We start from the raw sequence: 16932 nt of genomic DNA, 5'->3' as shown, positions 1-16932 counted from the left end.
CTTGGAGTCAGCTACAAATTTACACCTAGGTTCTTCTAATACTTATCACAAATCAATCAACCTATAAGACAAATGATGCGTCTCTTAAATTTTACGATTCTATTGACATTTCATTGAACACAAAGGTGCAAATTTCATGAATAAATTAGAAATGTAAAAAAAAATGATTAAAAACCTTTTGTTGAAGAAATTTGATTAAGGAAAGTGATTTTTATTAGGACTAAAAACCTCTAATTGGCATAAGTCAACTTAAAATCTCTCTTGATTTTGAGAATTATGGTACTCTTTTTGAAGACGATTTTATATTGAACAGACAGTTCAATCTTCATCTAACCACCATTTAAAATTATCCTTAATGAAGTTAAATATATTTTCAGCAAAAGTTCAAAGAAACGATAAGTTGAAGTGATTTATGAGAATAGATCATTTTATTCTTAACAAATCAATATTTATATATACTCGATTTGTATTTTACAATCCAAATAAATAGCATATATTTGGATTACAAAGTGTACTAAAAGTAAGTCATATAAACCCGTCAAAAAAGCATTTTTACCGAATTAATTGGACTCTATTTTTGAATTAGAACGTTTAGCTCTTAAACTGGCATGTTATTTCTTTAAAAGTATTCATTACCAAACCAACATCTACAGCGTAAGAAATATATTGCACTCCAATATCTTTCCACATTTTTGCTTTTTCTGGTGACTCAGTAAAAGTACCAACAAACTTCCCATACTTTTTAGCTATCTCAACAGCACCTTTCATTGCATCTACTACTTTAGGATCATTAACCTGACCAGGAACGCCACAAGATTGAGACAAATCATAGGGTCCCAAAAAGATCACATCAATCCCATCCACTTGTGCAATTTCCTCTAAGTTGTTAATACCTTCCATCCCTTCAATATGAATAATGGTAGTAATGTCATCATTTGCTTTTCCAAAATGATCTGGAGCACTAATGTTAGTATATTCTGCAGCCCTTACATAACGACACATTCCTCTTTCTCCTTTCGGATAAAATTTAGTAGCCTTAACCACCTTTTCAGCATCAGCTTTTTTACAAATCTGAGGTATTTGAATGCACTTAGCACCAACATCTAAGGTTCTAAGAATTAATGTCTCAGAATTTTCTGTAACCCTCACAACAGGAGTAATTCCTCTAGCTTCAGCAGCCCTAATCATATTTTGAGTAGATTCAATACTAAATGGTCCGTGTTCCATATCTATAATTACAAAGTCAAAACCACTTAAAGCAGCGATTTCTACAATTGCAGGATCTTGTATTTTACAAAAAGGACCATATAACGTTTTACCCTCCCTTAAACTATTTTGTAATAAATTTTTACTCATAATTATAATGCTGAAGTTACACGTTTTTTAACCAAATAATCTTCTAAGGCGAGGTGAGAACAATCATGACCAAGACCACTATTTTTAAATCCACCATGCGGTAAATAAATAGCATATTTTACACCATTAATTTGAATTTCACCAAACTCTAACTCTTCGGTAAATCTTTCAATTCTCTTGTTATCATTAGTAAAAATATAAGATGCCAATCCAAATTCTGTATCATTAGCTAATTCTAAAACTTCATCATCAGTTTCAAAAGGCATAACACCTGCAACCGGACCAAATATTTCTTCTCTGAATAGTTTCATATCTGGTGTTGTGCCAGAGACTATTGAAGGCTGCATCCAGTTTCCACCTTCTGGTAAACCTTCTGGAATTTTACCTCCAAATTCTAAGGTAGCTCCTTTGCTAACCGCATCATCTATTAATTTAAACATTCTATCTCTACCACTTCTAGAAGCCATTGGCCCCATAAAAATGTCTTCGTTTTCTTTTATACCAAAGCCTATTTTTAATTCTGAAGCTCTCTTTATATATTCTTTTAAAAATTTATCATAAATATTTTTATGAACAAAAATTCGGTTTGCAGCTACGCAAATCTGACCAGTATTACCAAATTTTAATCCAATTGCAAGGCCCAAAGCTATTTCTAAGTCTGCATCTTCAAAAACAATAAATGGTGCATTACCCCCTAATTCCATTCCTAATTTTTTGATAGACGTTGTACTATCTGCAATAATTTTTTGACCTGTTTGCGTAGAACCAATCATGGTTATTACTGCTGGTATTTTACTAGTAGTCATCGGTGTAGCTACCTCGCTACTAGAACCTGCCAAAATATTGACTACGCCTGCAGGAAAATTAATATTGTGCAAAATTTCACCCACCATATATGTCGATAATGGCGATAAACTAGATGGTTTAATGATTAAAGAGCATCCAGATGCTAATGCTGGACCAATTTTATAACCTACGTTTAACAATGGAAAATTCCAAGCTAAATAAGCAATAGCAACACCTGCTGGCTTGGCAATCATTTTATGTGTGTGCGTACTCTCGTAATCAGGTATTTGTTCTTCCCTCATATTTTTCATTGCGTTCGGATACCATTCCAACGCTTCTGTAAGTCTTTGGATATCTTCTAATGACCCCGCGTAGGTTTTACCCATTTCATGAACCATAGCATTTCTTAACTCATCCTCTTTTTCTAAAATTGCATCACGCAATTTATGCATCCATTCTGTTCTTTCAATTAAAGAAAGTTTTGACCAATATTTAAACCCTTTTTGAGAAGATAATAATGCTTTTTCCGCATCCGATTTTCCTGCCTTAGCAACTTGAGCAATTACTTCGCCCGTTGCAGGACAAACAACATCTTCTCTCTTTCCACTTTCTGCATCAACTAACTGACCATCTATATATAATTTTTTATATCCGAAATTTTGCGTTTTCATTATTTCTCGTCTTAAATACTATTATTAATTTTAATGCTAGATCTTGAATATTCTCTTAAAACATCTTCATCAACTTCAATTCCAAGACCTGGCCTATCAGGAACTTCCATCATACCATCTACCATTTCAATTTTAGGATGGGTTAATCGTTCTCTTAAGCCATTTTCTGTTTGATCATATTCAATTAAAAAATCTGGTTGGTACATTCTTCCTGGAATATTTTCCAAATTAGAAATAAAATGAAGGGCCACATGAATACCAATTGCGGTTCCCCAAGTATGCGGAATTAAATCAACACCATAAGAACTTGCTAATGCTGCTATTCTTTTAGCTTCAGTAAGACCTCCACTAGCACAAATGTCTGGCTGAATAATATCAACTGAATTATTTCTCAGTAATTGATGGAAACCAAATCGCAAATATTCACATTCTCCTCCTGAAATAGGGATTGATGTTTTAGTTCTTAATTCACTATACTGTTTATAATATTCTGGTGATATTGGCTCTTCAAACCAACTAATATCAAAAGGTTCAATTTTCTTGCATAACGCGATTGCCTCTCTTAAGGTATACGCGTGATTTGAATCTACCATTAACTGAATATCATCACCAATAATTTCTCTTATTTTTTTTACATTTTCATAGTCCGCTTTGATCCCTAATCCCACTTTCATTTTAATGGCCTTAAATCCTTGTTTCACATATCTAGTTGCTTCTTCTGTAAAATCTTTAGCAGGATTTTTATGATCAGTAAAATATAAACCCGTTGCATAAGGTCTTATTTTTTTTCTATGAGCTCCACCTAACAAAGTTGAAACTGGCAATCCTAAAATCTTCCCCTTCAAATCCCAAATAGCAATATCGATAGCACTCATTGAAGCTACAAGAATTCCTCTTCTGGCAAAATCCAAAGTCTTTCTATACATATTATGCCAAATCACTTCATTTTCTAAAGGATTTTGACCTATAACAAAAGGCTCCAAAAATTTAATCCCTTCTTCAAGCACATTTGCCGGACCATAACCTTCTCCCCATCCAAATTCTCCATTTGACGTGGTTATTTTCACTACACAAATACATCTTTCTGAGTACTCCCATTGCGAAAAGAAAAAACTTTTTGATAGTTTATCTTTAAGTATGAAAGTTTCTATTTTTTCAATTGTCATAATTATAATCTTTATTAGTGTAGCTTTTATTAAGCAAACAATTAACCTTTAATTTTGAGAAATAAAATTAACCATTTCTTACCCGTTAATGTTCACAATTTTATCTTAAACTAATCATATTTTACCCCTTTTATCAAATTTAAAAATCAATAAATTAAGGTATTAGACTAAAGGTTTTATCAAAATGAGGCATACTATCCTGTCTCCATTCTATGCCCGTTTTCTCATCGTGAAACCATTTAGGTTGAATGTGCGTTTTACTCCATTCTTCTGTCTTTAAAACAAGTTCCTTCAATATTTCAGGATGACTTCTGCTTAAGTCATTTTTTTCACTTAGGTCTTCATCAATATTAAATAATTGCCAAGGTTTCTGGTCAACTTTTAATGCTTTCCATTGGTTATACCTTGCTCCCACATCAGTATACCCTTCTCGATGACGTAAAACATAAATATTTTCATCTTTATGTGCATTTTTTCCAGTTAAAAAATCACTCCAAATATCTTTTCCATCTAGTTTTTTTCCTTCAGGAATTTTAGCATTTGCAAGCCCTGCAAAAGTTGGATAAAAATCTAAAGCGGATACTGGATGATCAAAACGTTTTCCGGCTGGTACTTTATTTGGCCAATGAAAAAACATAGGCACTCTATAACCACCTTCTTGAGTACTGCCCTTACCCTTACTTAAAGGATAATTGGTAGCCCCTTGGGTTGTCTTACCTCCATTATCACTTAAGAAAACGATTAATGTATTATCAAACTGTCCCGTTGCTTTTAAGGCTTCTTCAATTTCGCTTACCCCGCGATCAACAGCATAAACCATGGCAGCATATGATCTGCGTTTTTTATCTTTAATGGCTGCAAATTTCTCTAAATCTTCTTTCTTTGCTTCAAGGGGAACGTGTGGTGCATTATAAGAAAGATACAAGAAAAATGGTTTTTCTTTTTTTGATGCATCCTTCACAAACCTTATCGCTTCATGTGATAGTGCATCTGTTAAATATTCGGTATCACGAACCTCTTCACCATTGTGTTCTAATGGCACTAAATATTCAAAAATAACTTTTACACCTTCCTTTTTTTGTTTTTCATAAGTAGTTAAATACTCCTCTGGAAAATATTTATGTCCGCCACCAAGGAATCCATAAAAATCATCAAAACCACGATTATTAGGGTGATATTGAGGAGTTGAACCGAGATGCCATTTACCAACAACTCCAGTTTCATAACCAGAATCTTGTAATACTTTGCTTATAAACGTCTCATTCAAATCAATACCTTTTCCAATCGTTTCACTATTTGGTGGTAAATTAAACTGAGCTCCAATTTTATGTGAATATCGACCCGTCATTAAACTTGTTCTACTAGGGCCACAAAATGGATGAGCGACATAAGCTGAAGAAAAAATGGTTCCATCTTTAGCTAATTTATCTAATGCAGGAGTCTTAATGTCTTTTGCCCCATTAAAACCAACATCTGAATATCCAAGATCATCACAAAGAATAACTAAAATATTAGGCCTTTCTACAATTTCATCTGCCTTATTAACTTTCGCTATTTCTTTTGATTTTGGCTGTGAACAACTACAAATAAATGTAGTAATTCCAATTGCAATTAATATCAATTTTCTCATAATCATATGTTTGTTATTATTTTCCTTATTACTTTTTGGTAAGAAATAAAAACAGTGCCAGAATAAAAAACGCAATACTAGTGCTGTTCATTTCTATTGTATATTAAGGGTTTACAATAGCCATATTACCTTTCCAGCCTTTATTAAATTGTTCTAATAATTTCGCAACAAGTTCTGGGTTTTGACCTGCTATATTCTTTGTTTCAGTTGGATCTTTTTGATGATCATAAAGCTCAAAAAATACTGGATCTGCAGCAGGGTCTCTATAATCTCTCCAGACCATAAATCGATATCGCTCTGTTCGCATAGTATACCCCATTAAATAATTTTCAAATAAGGGCCTATCCCATTTATCACCTAGTTGTTGTTTTATTTTCCCTTCAACCTCTTCAATTAAAGGTCCAAAATATGTTTCTCGCATACCTTTAGACAATGGATTTGCTGCCCATTCTCGTAATGCTGGGGTTGGAAATTGCGTAAAAGCTGCTGGTTTCCATTCTTTATCTGGATTACTTAATAACGGCACAAAACTTTGACCTTCTAAATGCTCAGGTAAAGTGAGTCCGGCTAATTCTGTTAGTGTTGGATAAATATCTACAAGTTCCACTAGTGCATTCGATTTTGTTCCCCGTACCGATTCTTGCATATCTGGTGTCCAAATGATCAAGGGTACACGTGTTGCAATTTCATAATTAGTCGCCTTACCCCAAATACCCATATCGCCTAAATGCCATCCGTGATCACTCCAAACAATGATAATTGTATTATCTCGAACCCCCGCTTCATCTAAAGCATTAATCATTTTACCTATTTGAGCATCAACATAACTTACACTTGCTAAGTAGGCATGTTTTAAAGTTCTTGCCAACGTATCACTTATCGGTCCTTTTTTAGGAATACCATACCGTGCCCTTAGTTCAAATGACGGATGAAGCCCCATTGCAGCACCTCCTTCAGGGCCAGTAGTTTGGGTTGCCAATTTAATATCTTCAGGGTTATACAGATCCCAATATTTTTTAGGAGCTAACCAATCTAAATGTGGTTTTTTCATCCCCATTCCTAAGAAGAATGGTTTATTAGGATTTTTCTCTAACATATCCTTTAGGGTTACTATGGCTAACTCTGCATTATAACCATCGTCGTAAAAGGTATCGGGAACATCTGCTTTTTCATAAGCTGGTCCTTTTCCCAAACCATTTCTAGGTGCATTCTTACCATACTTTTCTATTACCTCAGCAGTACTTTTTCTGAAAAGCTCTTGATTCTCAGTAAGAGCATACCCTCCAGGTGTATTACTTTTTTCAATTGTCATTTTATCATATGCAGGTTCTCTACTCCATGATAATTTAGCATCACCAAACTTCTCGTTATGATAAATTTTTCCAGTACTACTTGTTTCGTAACCATTGTCCCAAAAATATTGCGGTAAGGTTAAAATATCGGGGTTAAGATCTCTAAAATAAGTAAAATTCTCTATCACTTTAATAGTTTCAGGCCTTGCCCCTGTCATTAAACTTGCTCTTGAAGGACTACATATAGGTTCTTGACAATATGCATTGTTAAACAACAATCCTTGGCTAGCTAATTTATCTAAATTTGGTGTTATGGCTATCTCAGAACCATATGCTCCAATTTCGGGCCTTAAATCATCAATAGCAAGAAACAAAATGTTGGGTTTTTTATTTGGTTCTTCCTCCGCAACTTCTTTAGTTTTACAACTAACAATTAACACAAGTAGAAAAAGGATATTTACGATTCTCATATTATATAGTTTAATTATTTAATATTAACATTACTGCCTTTTAAAATTCACTTCATCAAGAATATGTTCGTTGGAAGTTCCATCTTTAATTAAAATAATGGCTCTAGACGCCTTCTTGTATTTTTCTAAAGTATAATTAATAATAAAAGCACTTAAGGGATTTACATTATGAAGATCAATATCTTTAATAATATTATTAGCTTCATCCATTAAACGAACTACAGCATCTCCTTCATAAAAAACACCATAACTCCCCTTTAATTTATTGGTTTTAGTATCAAAATTTATTTTTTGTGTGATAACACCAGTTTCATTTACATCAATAACAGGTAATGAAGAAACTTTTGCAGCTCCATGAATCTCTTTATAATCAAAACTTTTACCAGGCTGGAGCGTATACAAAGGTGTTTTCACTTCAGTTTCAAGATAACCTGTTTCCATACCACTCATAAATATGGATACATTTAAGCCATGGTCATATTCTAAGGAAGGATTATAAGGTTCTAAAATTTTAGCAAAGACTGTGTTATTAATTTTATTCACATAACAAACCCATGATTTTGATGAGATTATATGAAATCCACTCATTAAATAATAATCATAATGCATTTCAAAAACTCCGGGGGTAACTTCACCTGTCCAATTGGTGCCATTATTATAAAAACGCTTTACATCTTCCGGGTTATTTTTATCAATAGGCATTCTGTTACGATTTACATACCTCCATCTTGAATCAGCCGTACCCATAATTTCGTACTGCTTACCATTGGGAAGTTTATAATTTTTATTGAAAGGAACGTAGGCTAAAAAATTTTCACCGTCTTCTAATTCTGGATTACTACGAAAAACATGTTGACTTGAAGTCATAATTCCTCTTTTTATTATTTTATCTCCCGCGTTTTTTAGTGTGTGGTTGATATAAACCAAACTGCTATTCGGTTTAATGTAAAGACTTCTACTATATTGCAATTGTTCATCAATTGCAGTTGGTTGATTAAATAATTTCGTTTTGTCATTATAAGTTGGAACAGGTAAATTTTGTATACCAGAAGTTACTTTTATACTTTTATAACCTTCTGCATTTGTTGTTATTACGGCGTCATAAGGACTATCACCAATAATTGCAGGCGGTGGCCAACGTTGTGTTTTATCTCCATTACTATCGATAGCACAATTTTCTATCGGTAACGGTACTAATCTATAACCTCCAAAGTTTCGCCATTCATTTTTCTTTACTAAATCTGTTGGTTTAAAAGACTTACCAAACATTTTAGGATTTAACCATAAAGATGGAACGTCTCCTAAATTATATTCAAGAATTCTTCCCGCTGCTTTAGGCACAACCGCTATACTTATGTATTTATTTTTGGCTACAAAAACACTATCCCATTGCCAATTATTATAATTTTTCTCAACTGAAACAGTAGATTGTTGAGCTACACAACAATTAATAATTGTTAAACTAAAAATAGTAAATAGAATATTCTTCATTTTAAAAATCTCTTTAAGCACCCAAATGTATATGAGATTTAGTCGATTTGATGTATAAATTTTACCTTAAAAGAGTACTATTTTAACCTTAACAAATAAAGCTAAACCTTTGACTTTACTTGTAACTTCGCTTGAATTTCTTCAATTGTTAAATTTTTCGTTTCGGGTAGGTACTTAAATAGTATCGCCAAGCCTATAAATACTAGCCCTCCGTAAAACAAAAATATAGTACTTGCACCCATATTAGCGAGTTGCCACGGAAAGAAAAATTGAGTTAATGCACTGATAGTACTAGAAAGCAAAGCAAAAAATGGTATGGCTATACCTCTCAGAGTAATTGGAAAAATTTCAGACAAAAGTACCCACATTATCGGTCCTACAGAAAAATGAAATGCGGCAATAAAGCTTAAAATCCCTATTAAAATTAATGTGGCATTTAAAACGGCAGACTTCTGTAAAAATACACTCGAATTATCTCGTGCTGAAATCTCGCCCATTACACTTTTAACAGCTTCTTTAAATTCAATATCTGTGGCAAATTGTTTGCCTACCAACTTAGTTAATTTATTTACATCCTGAATATCATGCATCTCAGCAATCGCTTCATTTGTTACTTCATATTTTGCAGTACCAAATCCGTATGCACAAACTCCCAAACTTAAAATTACCCAAACCAATCCCCAAATCATCATAGGACGTCTGCCCATTTTATCTATCAACACTAATGATAAAATAGTAAAAATCACACTCACTAATCCTATCCAAATGGCCTGCTCAAATGCTGCATTTTGACCTAAACCTAATTGCTCCATCACGGTTGGTGCATAAGTTAATACGGCATTGATACCTGTAGATTGCTGAACTATAGCCATAGTAAAAGCCACGATAGCCACAATACGCATTTTTTTACCGAAGATTTCTTTTAATTGGGTTCCAACTGACCTATCTTGATTACTATTTTCAACACTTTCCTTCATTTCAGCAACATGTGCTTCAATTTCACTATTTGGAATAACTTTAGCTAGGGTTAATTTAGCTTCATTGTATTTCCCTTTGTAAACTAACCAAGCGGGGCTTCGAGGCACCAGATACAATAATCCAAACCATATTAGAGCTGGAATAATTTCAATACCTAACATCCATCGCCAAGTATGTTCTCGTAGACCCCATGTTGTCACCCATTCTGCATTAGAATTGGTAGTCTGTAACAGCCAATAATTTATAAAATAAGCAGCTGTTAAACCAATCACGATATTTATTTGCGTCATAGACACTAACTTTCCTCGCCATTCTGCTGGTGCTATTTCACCAATATACATCGCTGCTAATGTAATAGAACTGAAAGCCAATCCTCCAAGAAAACGTGCAGCAAATAGGGTTGCGAAAGAAGGTGCAAAGGCAGAACCCAATGCTGAAATTAAATACATGGCAGCAATAATTTTTAACGTTGCCTTTCTCCCATATTTGTTACTAGACCAAGCTGCAAGTGGTAATGCGACTAATACACCAATACCTGGTCCAAAACCTAAAGCTCCTACCTGCCAAGGGTTTAAATTAAATTCAGCTGTAATGAATTTGAATGCTCCCGAAATTAATGCGGCATCAAGACCAAACACAAAACCTCCCATAGCAACGATGGTGGAGTACGTAAAGGCATTTCTTTTGAATGAACTCATAGTGATTGCTGTTTAGTTACTTTATTTTTTAGATTGATTAAATTCCAATTTTAATCTTTTTATTTACTGTTGAAATCGTCTTGGATACAGTTTCTCCGTTCGTCCAAGTCACTTTCACCTTAATGGACTTGCAATTACTTAGACCAAAATTCACAAAATTATTATGACTTAGGGAATATGAAGCTCCAGTGCTACCAACTCGTTGAATTTGACGATTTCCACATGACTCTATTTCAACCAAAGCACCTAAAGCAGATGTCTTTTGCGTTTTAGAAATACCAACCTCAACAGTTATATAATTATTTTCTTTTGCCTCAGATAATTCATTTTTAAACAAATGCCATTTTCCGCGTTCATTTCCTAATACAACGTCTACCTTTCCATCTTGGTTATAATCAAATGTTTCAACTGCCATACCGATGGCTCCCAATTCTGGGGAAATAATATTATGTTTTTCAAGTTTTTTAAACCCGGAAGCCTTTGAGTTTAAATATATGATGGATTCGTTAGGGTGAATTAAATCACCTCGCTTAACCACAAGTAAATCTTGATATCCATTATTATCTAAATCTGAAACACTTACTGCTGTTGTATGTTCTTTATTTGACAAACCAAATGCCTTAGTAACATCTTTAAACTCTTTTCCTCTATTTTCAAGCAATATATCTTCTAATCCTTCTGAATGCTTTACTTCACGATAACTTTCTACACCATGAATAATGCCAGTGGCTGGTGCCCATAGAAAACCACCTATTCGCCATTTTCTATTACCCACATAACCAATATACCAACCTTTTTTTTCTTTATAATCAGGATGGTCAGGAAAACCAAGTGCATCACTATTTACCAATCTGATATTTTTACCTGAATGAGTTTCACCTTTAAATTCATAATCATAAGCGGCTTCTCCAATAAAAAAAGTGTCGTTAGTTGGCCACTGCGATTGAAAATTCTCCATATTCAGCACATCGCCAACTTCTAAATCTTCAAATTGAAATTCACCACGTTTGGTAAAGAGACCAAAAGTTTTCGTTTCACTATCATAAAAGGTTTCTCCTATTTCAAAATCATTACCACGTGTAATATATAAATCAAAATCACCATCATTGTCAAAATCGATTTCAGCGATTCCTGTTACATTTTCGATATCAATAGGAAATACTTTTTTTGATACATCTTGATATGTTAAATCACCATTGCCCTTAAAAGCTTTTAACACTCCATTACCATATAAAATTATATCGAAGACATTATCACCATTGAAATCAGTAACTAAGGTTTTTTGCCCATCAGCCTTTATGGCAGGTAATTTTGCATGTAAAATTAATTGTCTTTTACCATCATTTTCATAGATATAATTTTCGCTTTCACCTTTCTTTGTCGCATCAGGAAAAGCAAAATTTAGCAAGTCTAAATCACCGTCATTATCACCATCAATAAATGCAACAACTCTACCTCGCATCATAGCCAAAGGTTCTTTAAAATCTTCTAATTCAATAAACTCGCGATCTTTAGTAACTCGAAATATTTTTGAATTTCTAGCATTACTACCTGAGCCTCCACCACGAGACATGATAATTTCCAAATTACCATCTTTATCAAAATCACCTACAGAAACACCATGTAAATCTCCCATGATAATGTCATAAGGTTTTGAAAATTCACCACTATTATTCCACTGCACTTGAATTGCATAGCCATGATCATTTATAAGTATATCGACATGACCATCTTGATCTAAATCTGCTATTACGGGTGAGTCCCATTTACGCAAGTCTTTTTCTTGCCTTGGAAATTCTTTAAAAACTTCTTTGAAAATATTTTTATTTTCATGTTGACAATAACTATATTTCACTGATAGTGAAGCTATTAAAATAGCTAGAAATATTACATTTTTTTTTAACTGCATATAACTTTAATTTAATTTATTGCTTTTAAGAGGGGCATAAATACCGTAATACTTTATAAATAATGATTTTTTGCTATTAATCATTTATCAGAAACTTCTAATAAAAGCACTCCATTTGATTTGATGTCAAAAGTATTATTGAGAGTTAGTCCATTCATCATATTGATAATATTTGCTTTTTTACCATTTTTAAATTCTAAATTTAACGTTGCATTATTTTTACCAATATTTAAAATATTAATGATATATCTACCATCATCATTTTTTACAACTCTCCATGTACAACCTTTGTACGATGTTCCATTATCTTCTTTTAAAACTATTTCTGGCAAACTTTCATTAATAGTTTTTAATGCAATGCTTTTTAAATCCTGAGCTGAAACATTGCCATCCATTACTATTAATGTTCCTTTATTATTTGACAACACTTTTTCTCTCTTTATTCCATATTCATTTAAAGACAAGCTTTCTTTACTATCTACGATGATTGTTCCGCCTTTATTTAAATAGCCCTGAAGTGCTTCAAATTCTCTAGCTGTAACATACTCTGTTTTGTATACTAATATGGCTTCCCAAATAGAATTATCTTGCTTATTAATAATTTTCTCAGTGGCATACCCAACTGGGAACCCTTCAAAAAAGAGTGATTCATACAACTCAAACTGTTGGGTCATTTGATTCTTTTTATTAATTGCAGAAGTTTCTGAATGAAAAATTCTTAATGGTCTCCGTTGTTCTCTGAGAGCCATTATTTCATCTGAGAAGCTATTCATGTCCATGTAAACCTGAGCTACTTCATTAACCATTTGAGGTTGCATGTTAGCAGAACCAGCATAAGAACCTGCTAATGCAGGATCAAAGAAATTTAATTCACCTTCTAATCTATCTTCTGGAGAACCATCTGAATCACGAGCCCAAAACCAAGAAATTCCCACATCCATTCCCTGAAGTGTTGATAACCAAAATACATTTCTAACATAATCTGGCGAAGTATTAAGGTCTTTCCACGCCGAAGCTGATAAATAATGTGTCTCAGAATTTACATTTATCTTATTTGGAGCAACTGATTCCAAAAAATCAAATGGCAAACTCATTTCATCCCACCAATACGCATATTTCTCTTCCCATTTTTCAGGTTTTTTGGATCTAAAACTTCTTCCTCCCATAGTTTTGGCATCGTTTCCTATCATAGAAGTAACTTCCGTTAAGGCCTCTAAATCAATACCATGAGAACGATAGTCATCTCTAAACATTTTTGGCATTACTTTTATGTGGGTGTCAGCATCTGGGTTTGTCTCTCGCAACTGTGCTTGCAGATAAGTAAACCACTCTGTGCTTCTATCCATATTATATCTGCACCAGTCATACCAAATGGGTTGTCCTCTTAGTACTTTATCCATTGGTATTTCAATTTCGATAGCATTAAAATCACTATAAGAGCTTTTCCAATTTTCATTTAACAGCCCTATATTTTCATTATACTTTTCTGATAACCAATTTCTAAATTTATTCAAGGTATAAGAAGAAATAGAATTCATTTCTTTAAAATTCTGAGTCCAATGACCTTTTTCTGAAAACCAATGTGGCTCATTTGATAAGATATACCCTAATTGAGTTACTTTTTTCCCTTTGGTAAGTTGGCCAGTTTTCTTCATTACTTTACTCCATACATCTCTCATTAAAGGATTGTCAATATCAAAACCTGTAAACAGAGAACGCCCTTTAGTTACTTCGGGTTCTTTATCATGAATCCATTGCGGCATGCCCATATTCCAAAGAATTAAAAAACCCACATTAGTATCAGGAATTTCTGTGATTAGTTCTAATTTATCAGGATTAAACGTTCCGTCTTCATTTAATATAAATGGGTTTACAGCTCTATCCATATTCACTTCATATAACCTTTGGCCCCCATGAAAAATGCCCCCCAAATGATCATTATAAATGCTAGAATCTGTTAATTTCGCCCCAACAGTTTTAGAAAAATAATCAAATAGAAAAACGGGTTTCCCATTACTTTTTAATGCGTTATTAGCGACCTCAATATTTCCCCAATTTATTTTATTCACTGGTCTTCTCTTAACACTTCCATCAATAACTTTTTCAAGATTGTAAATTGCATTATTTAACATTTCTGTCACTTTCTGCCTTTCTAAATCGGGAAGTTCTTCAGCAAATTTTTCTTTATCCTTTGCATAATAGCTATCATAGCCAAATAGTTTTTCCACCTTGTCTTTATTTGCTTCATCCCAATTGGCAAATTTTAAAAACTCTTTAGAAAACCATAAAGTAGATTCTTCCCTTGTCACATCAATGGATTTTGACCTCGCTATTTCCATTAACTTTTCAATTTTTTTGATATTCTTTATGGCCTCAGCATTTATTTGGTTTTCTTGAGCACATGCTACAAACATGAAAATTGAGGAAATAATAAAATATAATTTCACAATTGTTAAATAGTTGTCTTGTTTCATTTTTTATTTTTTATCTGAATCTTTTACCAAATAATTGGCATAAAAACAGTCATTTCTGCCTGCCCTCTATTACTCCAAGCGAAATATGGAACTAGCTGTGTTTTATGAGATTTCCATGATGGTTTTTTAACTGTTTGATACATATCATCTTTCTTATCTTCTCTAATTAAAAGTTCTGTATTAATTACAGTTACGCCTTCCAAAAATTCATTTCTATGCACTGCTTCGAATTGATCATTTCCATTAAAATACACATCTAAAATTGATGTATCTTTAGGTAAATCTGGAGTTTCTATACAATATACAATTGGACCTCTTTTTACAGCTACTTGGTTTCTTACTTCTTCTATTCTATTATGACCTTCAATTAAAGTCACTTCCATTGGCATATCTAAGGTAATAGTATCACCTTCCTTCCACGCTCTACTTATTGTTGCAAAAGTTGCTGGTTTCACCTCAACATTTACTTCTTGTCCATTTATTTTTAATGTGCTACCAACAGCCCATTTTGGAATTCTAACTTTAATTTCAAAAGCGGAATCTTTACATTCATCAATTGTAATTTTCACTAGACCTTTCCAAGGGTATTCCGTATCCTGTGTTAGTTTTATTGTAGAACCATCTAATAGTTTAGAATCTAAATTATTACTTCCAAAGAGCACCACTGCTACTCCATTTTCAGATAAATTATACGCCCACCCTGAACTTTTACATATTGTTCTTACTAAGTTTGGTGGACAACAAAAACATTCTAAATAGGGTTGTCTTACAGGACTTTCTGTTACATCTGCATGTGCATCATAATCTCTTGTATTATTGACCATTCGCAAAGGGTTCGAATAGAAATAATCTTTCCCTTCTAAACTAATACCTGACAAACCACTGTTATACAATACCAATTCAACTATATCTGCATATCTAGATTCTCCGTAAATACCCATCATTCTACTACTAAACATAGCATTGCAAAGATTAGCACAGGTTTCGTTATACGCTGTCATATTTGGCATCATATACGCATCAATAAAACCTTCTTCAATCATATCTAAACTAGTTGATGCACCATAATGTGCTTGACCAACAGCTCCAGTTACATACATTTTTTTACCAGTGACATTTTCCCATAACTTATCTAGTGCATCTATTAAAGCTTTCTCTCCCGTTTCAGCATAAACATCGGCTGCACCTGCATAATAATATAATGCCAACACCGCATGCCCTACAGCCTCCTTAGATTCTCTTAATGGCGTTCTTTCTTGCACCATATCACCAATTGGATAACCTTCGGTAGTATCATCATGTTTTATTTCAAAAGTTCCTCTTCTATTAATGAATTTTTCAGCAAGCTTTAAATATCTTTTATCTCTTGTAGTTCTGTACAACTCTACCAAGCCCATTATTTGAGTTTGATTAAATCCAAATCGCTGATAATGCTTAGTATCTGGCATAAAATAAGTGAACAGTAAATCAGCCATTTTAATGGCAATATCTAAGAAATTGCGTTGCCCTGTAATACGATAGTGAATAGAACCTGCAATAAACAAATGTCCGAAGTTGTACATTTCATGGTATTTTCTATTCTCAAATCGGTCTACACCTTTTGTAATTTGAACATACGTATGTATGTACCCATCTTCCTCTTGAGCTTTACCAATAATTTCAATATATTCATCAAGTTCTTTTAATAACGAAGCATTTTTAGTCAAACCATATATATACATTTTGGCTTCCATAAATTTATAGAAATCACCATCATGCCAAAAAAAACCTTTATGTTCGCCTTCTTTTTCTCCCGCAGCGATTTTAAAGTTGTTTAACCCATGGCCAATGTCACCACACAATAAGTTTCCCATGTATGGAAGCATTTTTTCTTTAGCATTCTTAACCTTTTCTGACCAAAAACCTGAAGTCCATTTACAATCGCCAAAATTGATACTTTTTAATTTTACAAACGGGCTTTCTGAATTGTTTGTAATTGATTTATTATGAAGTTTTGAAAATGTGCTCATTA

The 16932-nt window shown here is 33.2% G+C and carries 10 protein-coding genes; all 10 read right to left on the bottom strand.

The features are described from left to right. Positions 1–591: 591 nt before the first annotated feature. Positions 592–1356 carry an HpcH/HpaI aldolase family protein gene (locus FF125_RS03885; protein WP_138948545.1) on the bottom strand — a complete coding sequence of 255 codons (765 nt, stop codon included), beginning with the start codon at positions 1354–1356 and terminating at the stop codon, positions 592–594. Between the two features lie 2 nt (positions 1357–1358). Then, positions 1359–2813: an NAD-dependent succinate-semialdehyde dehydrogenase gene (locus tag FF125_RS03880; protein WP_138948544.1), complete on the bottom strand. Its 1455-nt coding sequence runs from the start codon at positions 2811–2813 to the stop codon at positions 1359–1361. An 11-nt stretch (positions 2814–2824) separates the two neighbouring features. Further along, positions 2825–3979 (bottom strand): mandelate racemase/muconate lactonizing enzyme family protein, encoded by a 1155-nt coding sequence (locus FF125_RS03875; RefSeq protein WP_138948543.1) that lies wholly within the window; start codon positions 3977–3979, stop codon positions 2825–2827. A 154-nt stretch (positions 3980–4133) separates the two neighbouring features. After that, a complete protein-coding gene (locus tag FF125_RS03870; protein WP_138948542.1) occupies positions 4134–5609 on the bottom strand; it encodes a sulfatase-like hydrolase/transferase in 1476 nt (491 codons plus the stop codon). 103 nt (positions 5610–5712) lie between these two features. After that, positions 5713–7371, bottom strand: coding sequence for a sulfatase (locus tag FF125_RS03865; RefSeq protein WP_138948541.1), 1659 nt, complete (start codon positions 7369–7371; stop codon positions 5713–5715). A 30-nt stretch (positions 7372–7401) separates the two neighbouring features. Next, a complete protein-coding gene (locus tag FF125_RS03860; protein ID WP_138948540.1) occupies positions 7402–8862 on the bottom strand; it encodes a hypothetical protein in 1461 nt (486 codons plus the stop codon). A 101-nt stretch (positions 8863–8963) separates the two neighbouring features. After that, positions 8964–10538 carry an MFS transporter gene (locus FF125_RS03855; protein WP_138948539.1) on the bottom strand — a complete coding sequence of 525 codons (1575 nt, stop codon included), beginning with the start codon at positions 10536–10538 and terminating at the stop codon, positions 8964–8966. A 37-nt stretch (positions 10539–10575) separates the two neighbouring features. After that, complete coding sequence (locus FF125_RS03850) at positions 10576–12447, bottom strand: FG-GAP repeat domain-containing protein (protein ID WP_138948538.1); 1872 nt, start codon at positions 12445–12447, stop codon at positions 10576–10578. An 80-nt stretch (positions 12448–12527) separates the two neighbouring features. Continuing rightward, positions 12528–14921 carry an alpha-amylase family protein gene (locus tag FF125_RS03845; RefSeq protein WP_138948537.1) on the bottom strand — a complete coding sequence of 798 codons (2394 nt, stop codon included), beginning with the start codon at positions 14919–14921 and terminating at the stop codon, positions 12528–12530. A 23-nt stretch (positions 14922–14944) separates the two neighbouring features. Further along, on the bottom strand, positions 14945–16930 hold the full coding sequence (locus tag FF125_RS03840; protein WP_138948536.1) for a glycoside hydrolase family 127 protein: 1986 nt from the start codon (positions 16928–16930) through the stop codon (positions 14945–14947). Between the last annotated feature and the right edge of the window lie 2 nt (positions 16931–16932).

Source organism: Aureibaculum algae (assembly GCF_006065315.1).
In the GTDB taxonomy this organism is placed as follows: domain Bacteria; phylum Bacteroidota; class Bacteroidia; order Flavobacteriales; family Flavobacteriaceae; genus Aureibaculum; species Aureibaculum algae.
Note: the sequence above shows the minus strand (reverse complement) of the source record. Positions and strands in the feature narration are given on the sequence as shown.

Coding starts and splice junctions, on each gene's coding strand:
- FF125_RS03875 (WP_138948543.1), bottom strand. CDS start 3,979: ATGACAATTGAAAAAATAGAAACTTTCATACTTAAAGATAAACTATCA.
- FF125_RS03855 (WP_138948539.1), bottom strand. CDS start 10,538: ATGAGTTCATTCAAAAGAAATGCCTTTACGTACTCCACCATCGTTGCT.
- FF125_RS03865 (WP_138948541.1), bottom strand. CDS start 7,371: ATGAGAATCGTAAATATCCTTTTTCTACTTGTGTTAATTGTTAGTTGT.
- FF125_RS03860 (WP_138948540.1), bottom strand. CDS start 8,862: ATGAAGAATATTCTATTTACTATTTTTAGTTTAACAATTATTAATTGT.
- FF125_RS03880 (WP_138948544.1), bottom strand. CDS start 2,813: ATGAAAACGCAAAATTTCGGATATAAAAAATTATATATAGATGGTCAG.
- FF125_RS03845 (WP_138948537.1), bottom strand. CDS start 14,921: ATGAAACAAGACAACTATTTAACAATTGTGAAATTATATTTTATTATT.
- FF125_RS03885 (WP_138948545.1), bottom strand. CDS start 1,356: ATGAGTAAAAATTTATTACAAAATAGTTTAAGGGAGGGTAAAACGTTA.
- FF125_RS03870 (WP_138948542.1), bottom strand. CDS start 5,609: ATGAGAAAATTGATATTAATTGCAATTGGAATTACTACATTTATTTGT.
- FF125_RS03850 (WP_138948538.1), bottom strand. CDS start 12,447: ATGCAGTTAAAAAAAAATGTAATATTTCTAGCTATTTTAATAGCTTCA.
- FF125_RS03840 (WP_138948536.1), bottom strand. CDS start 16,930: ATGAGCACATTTTCAAAACTTCATAATAAATCAATTACAAACAATTCA.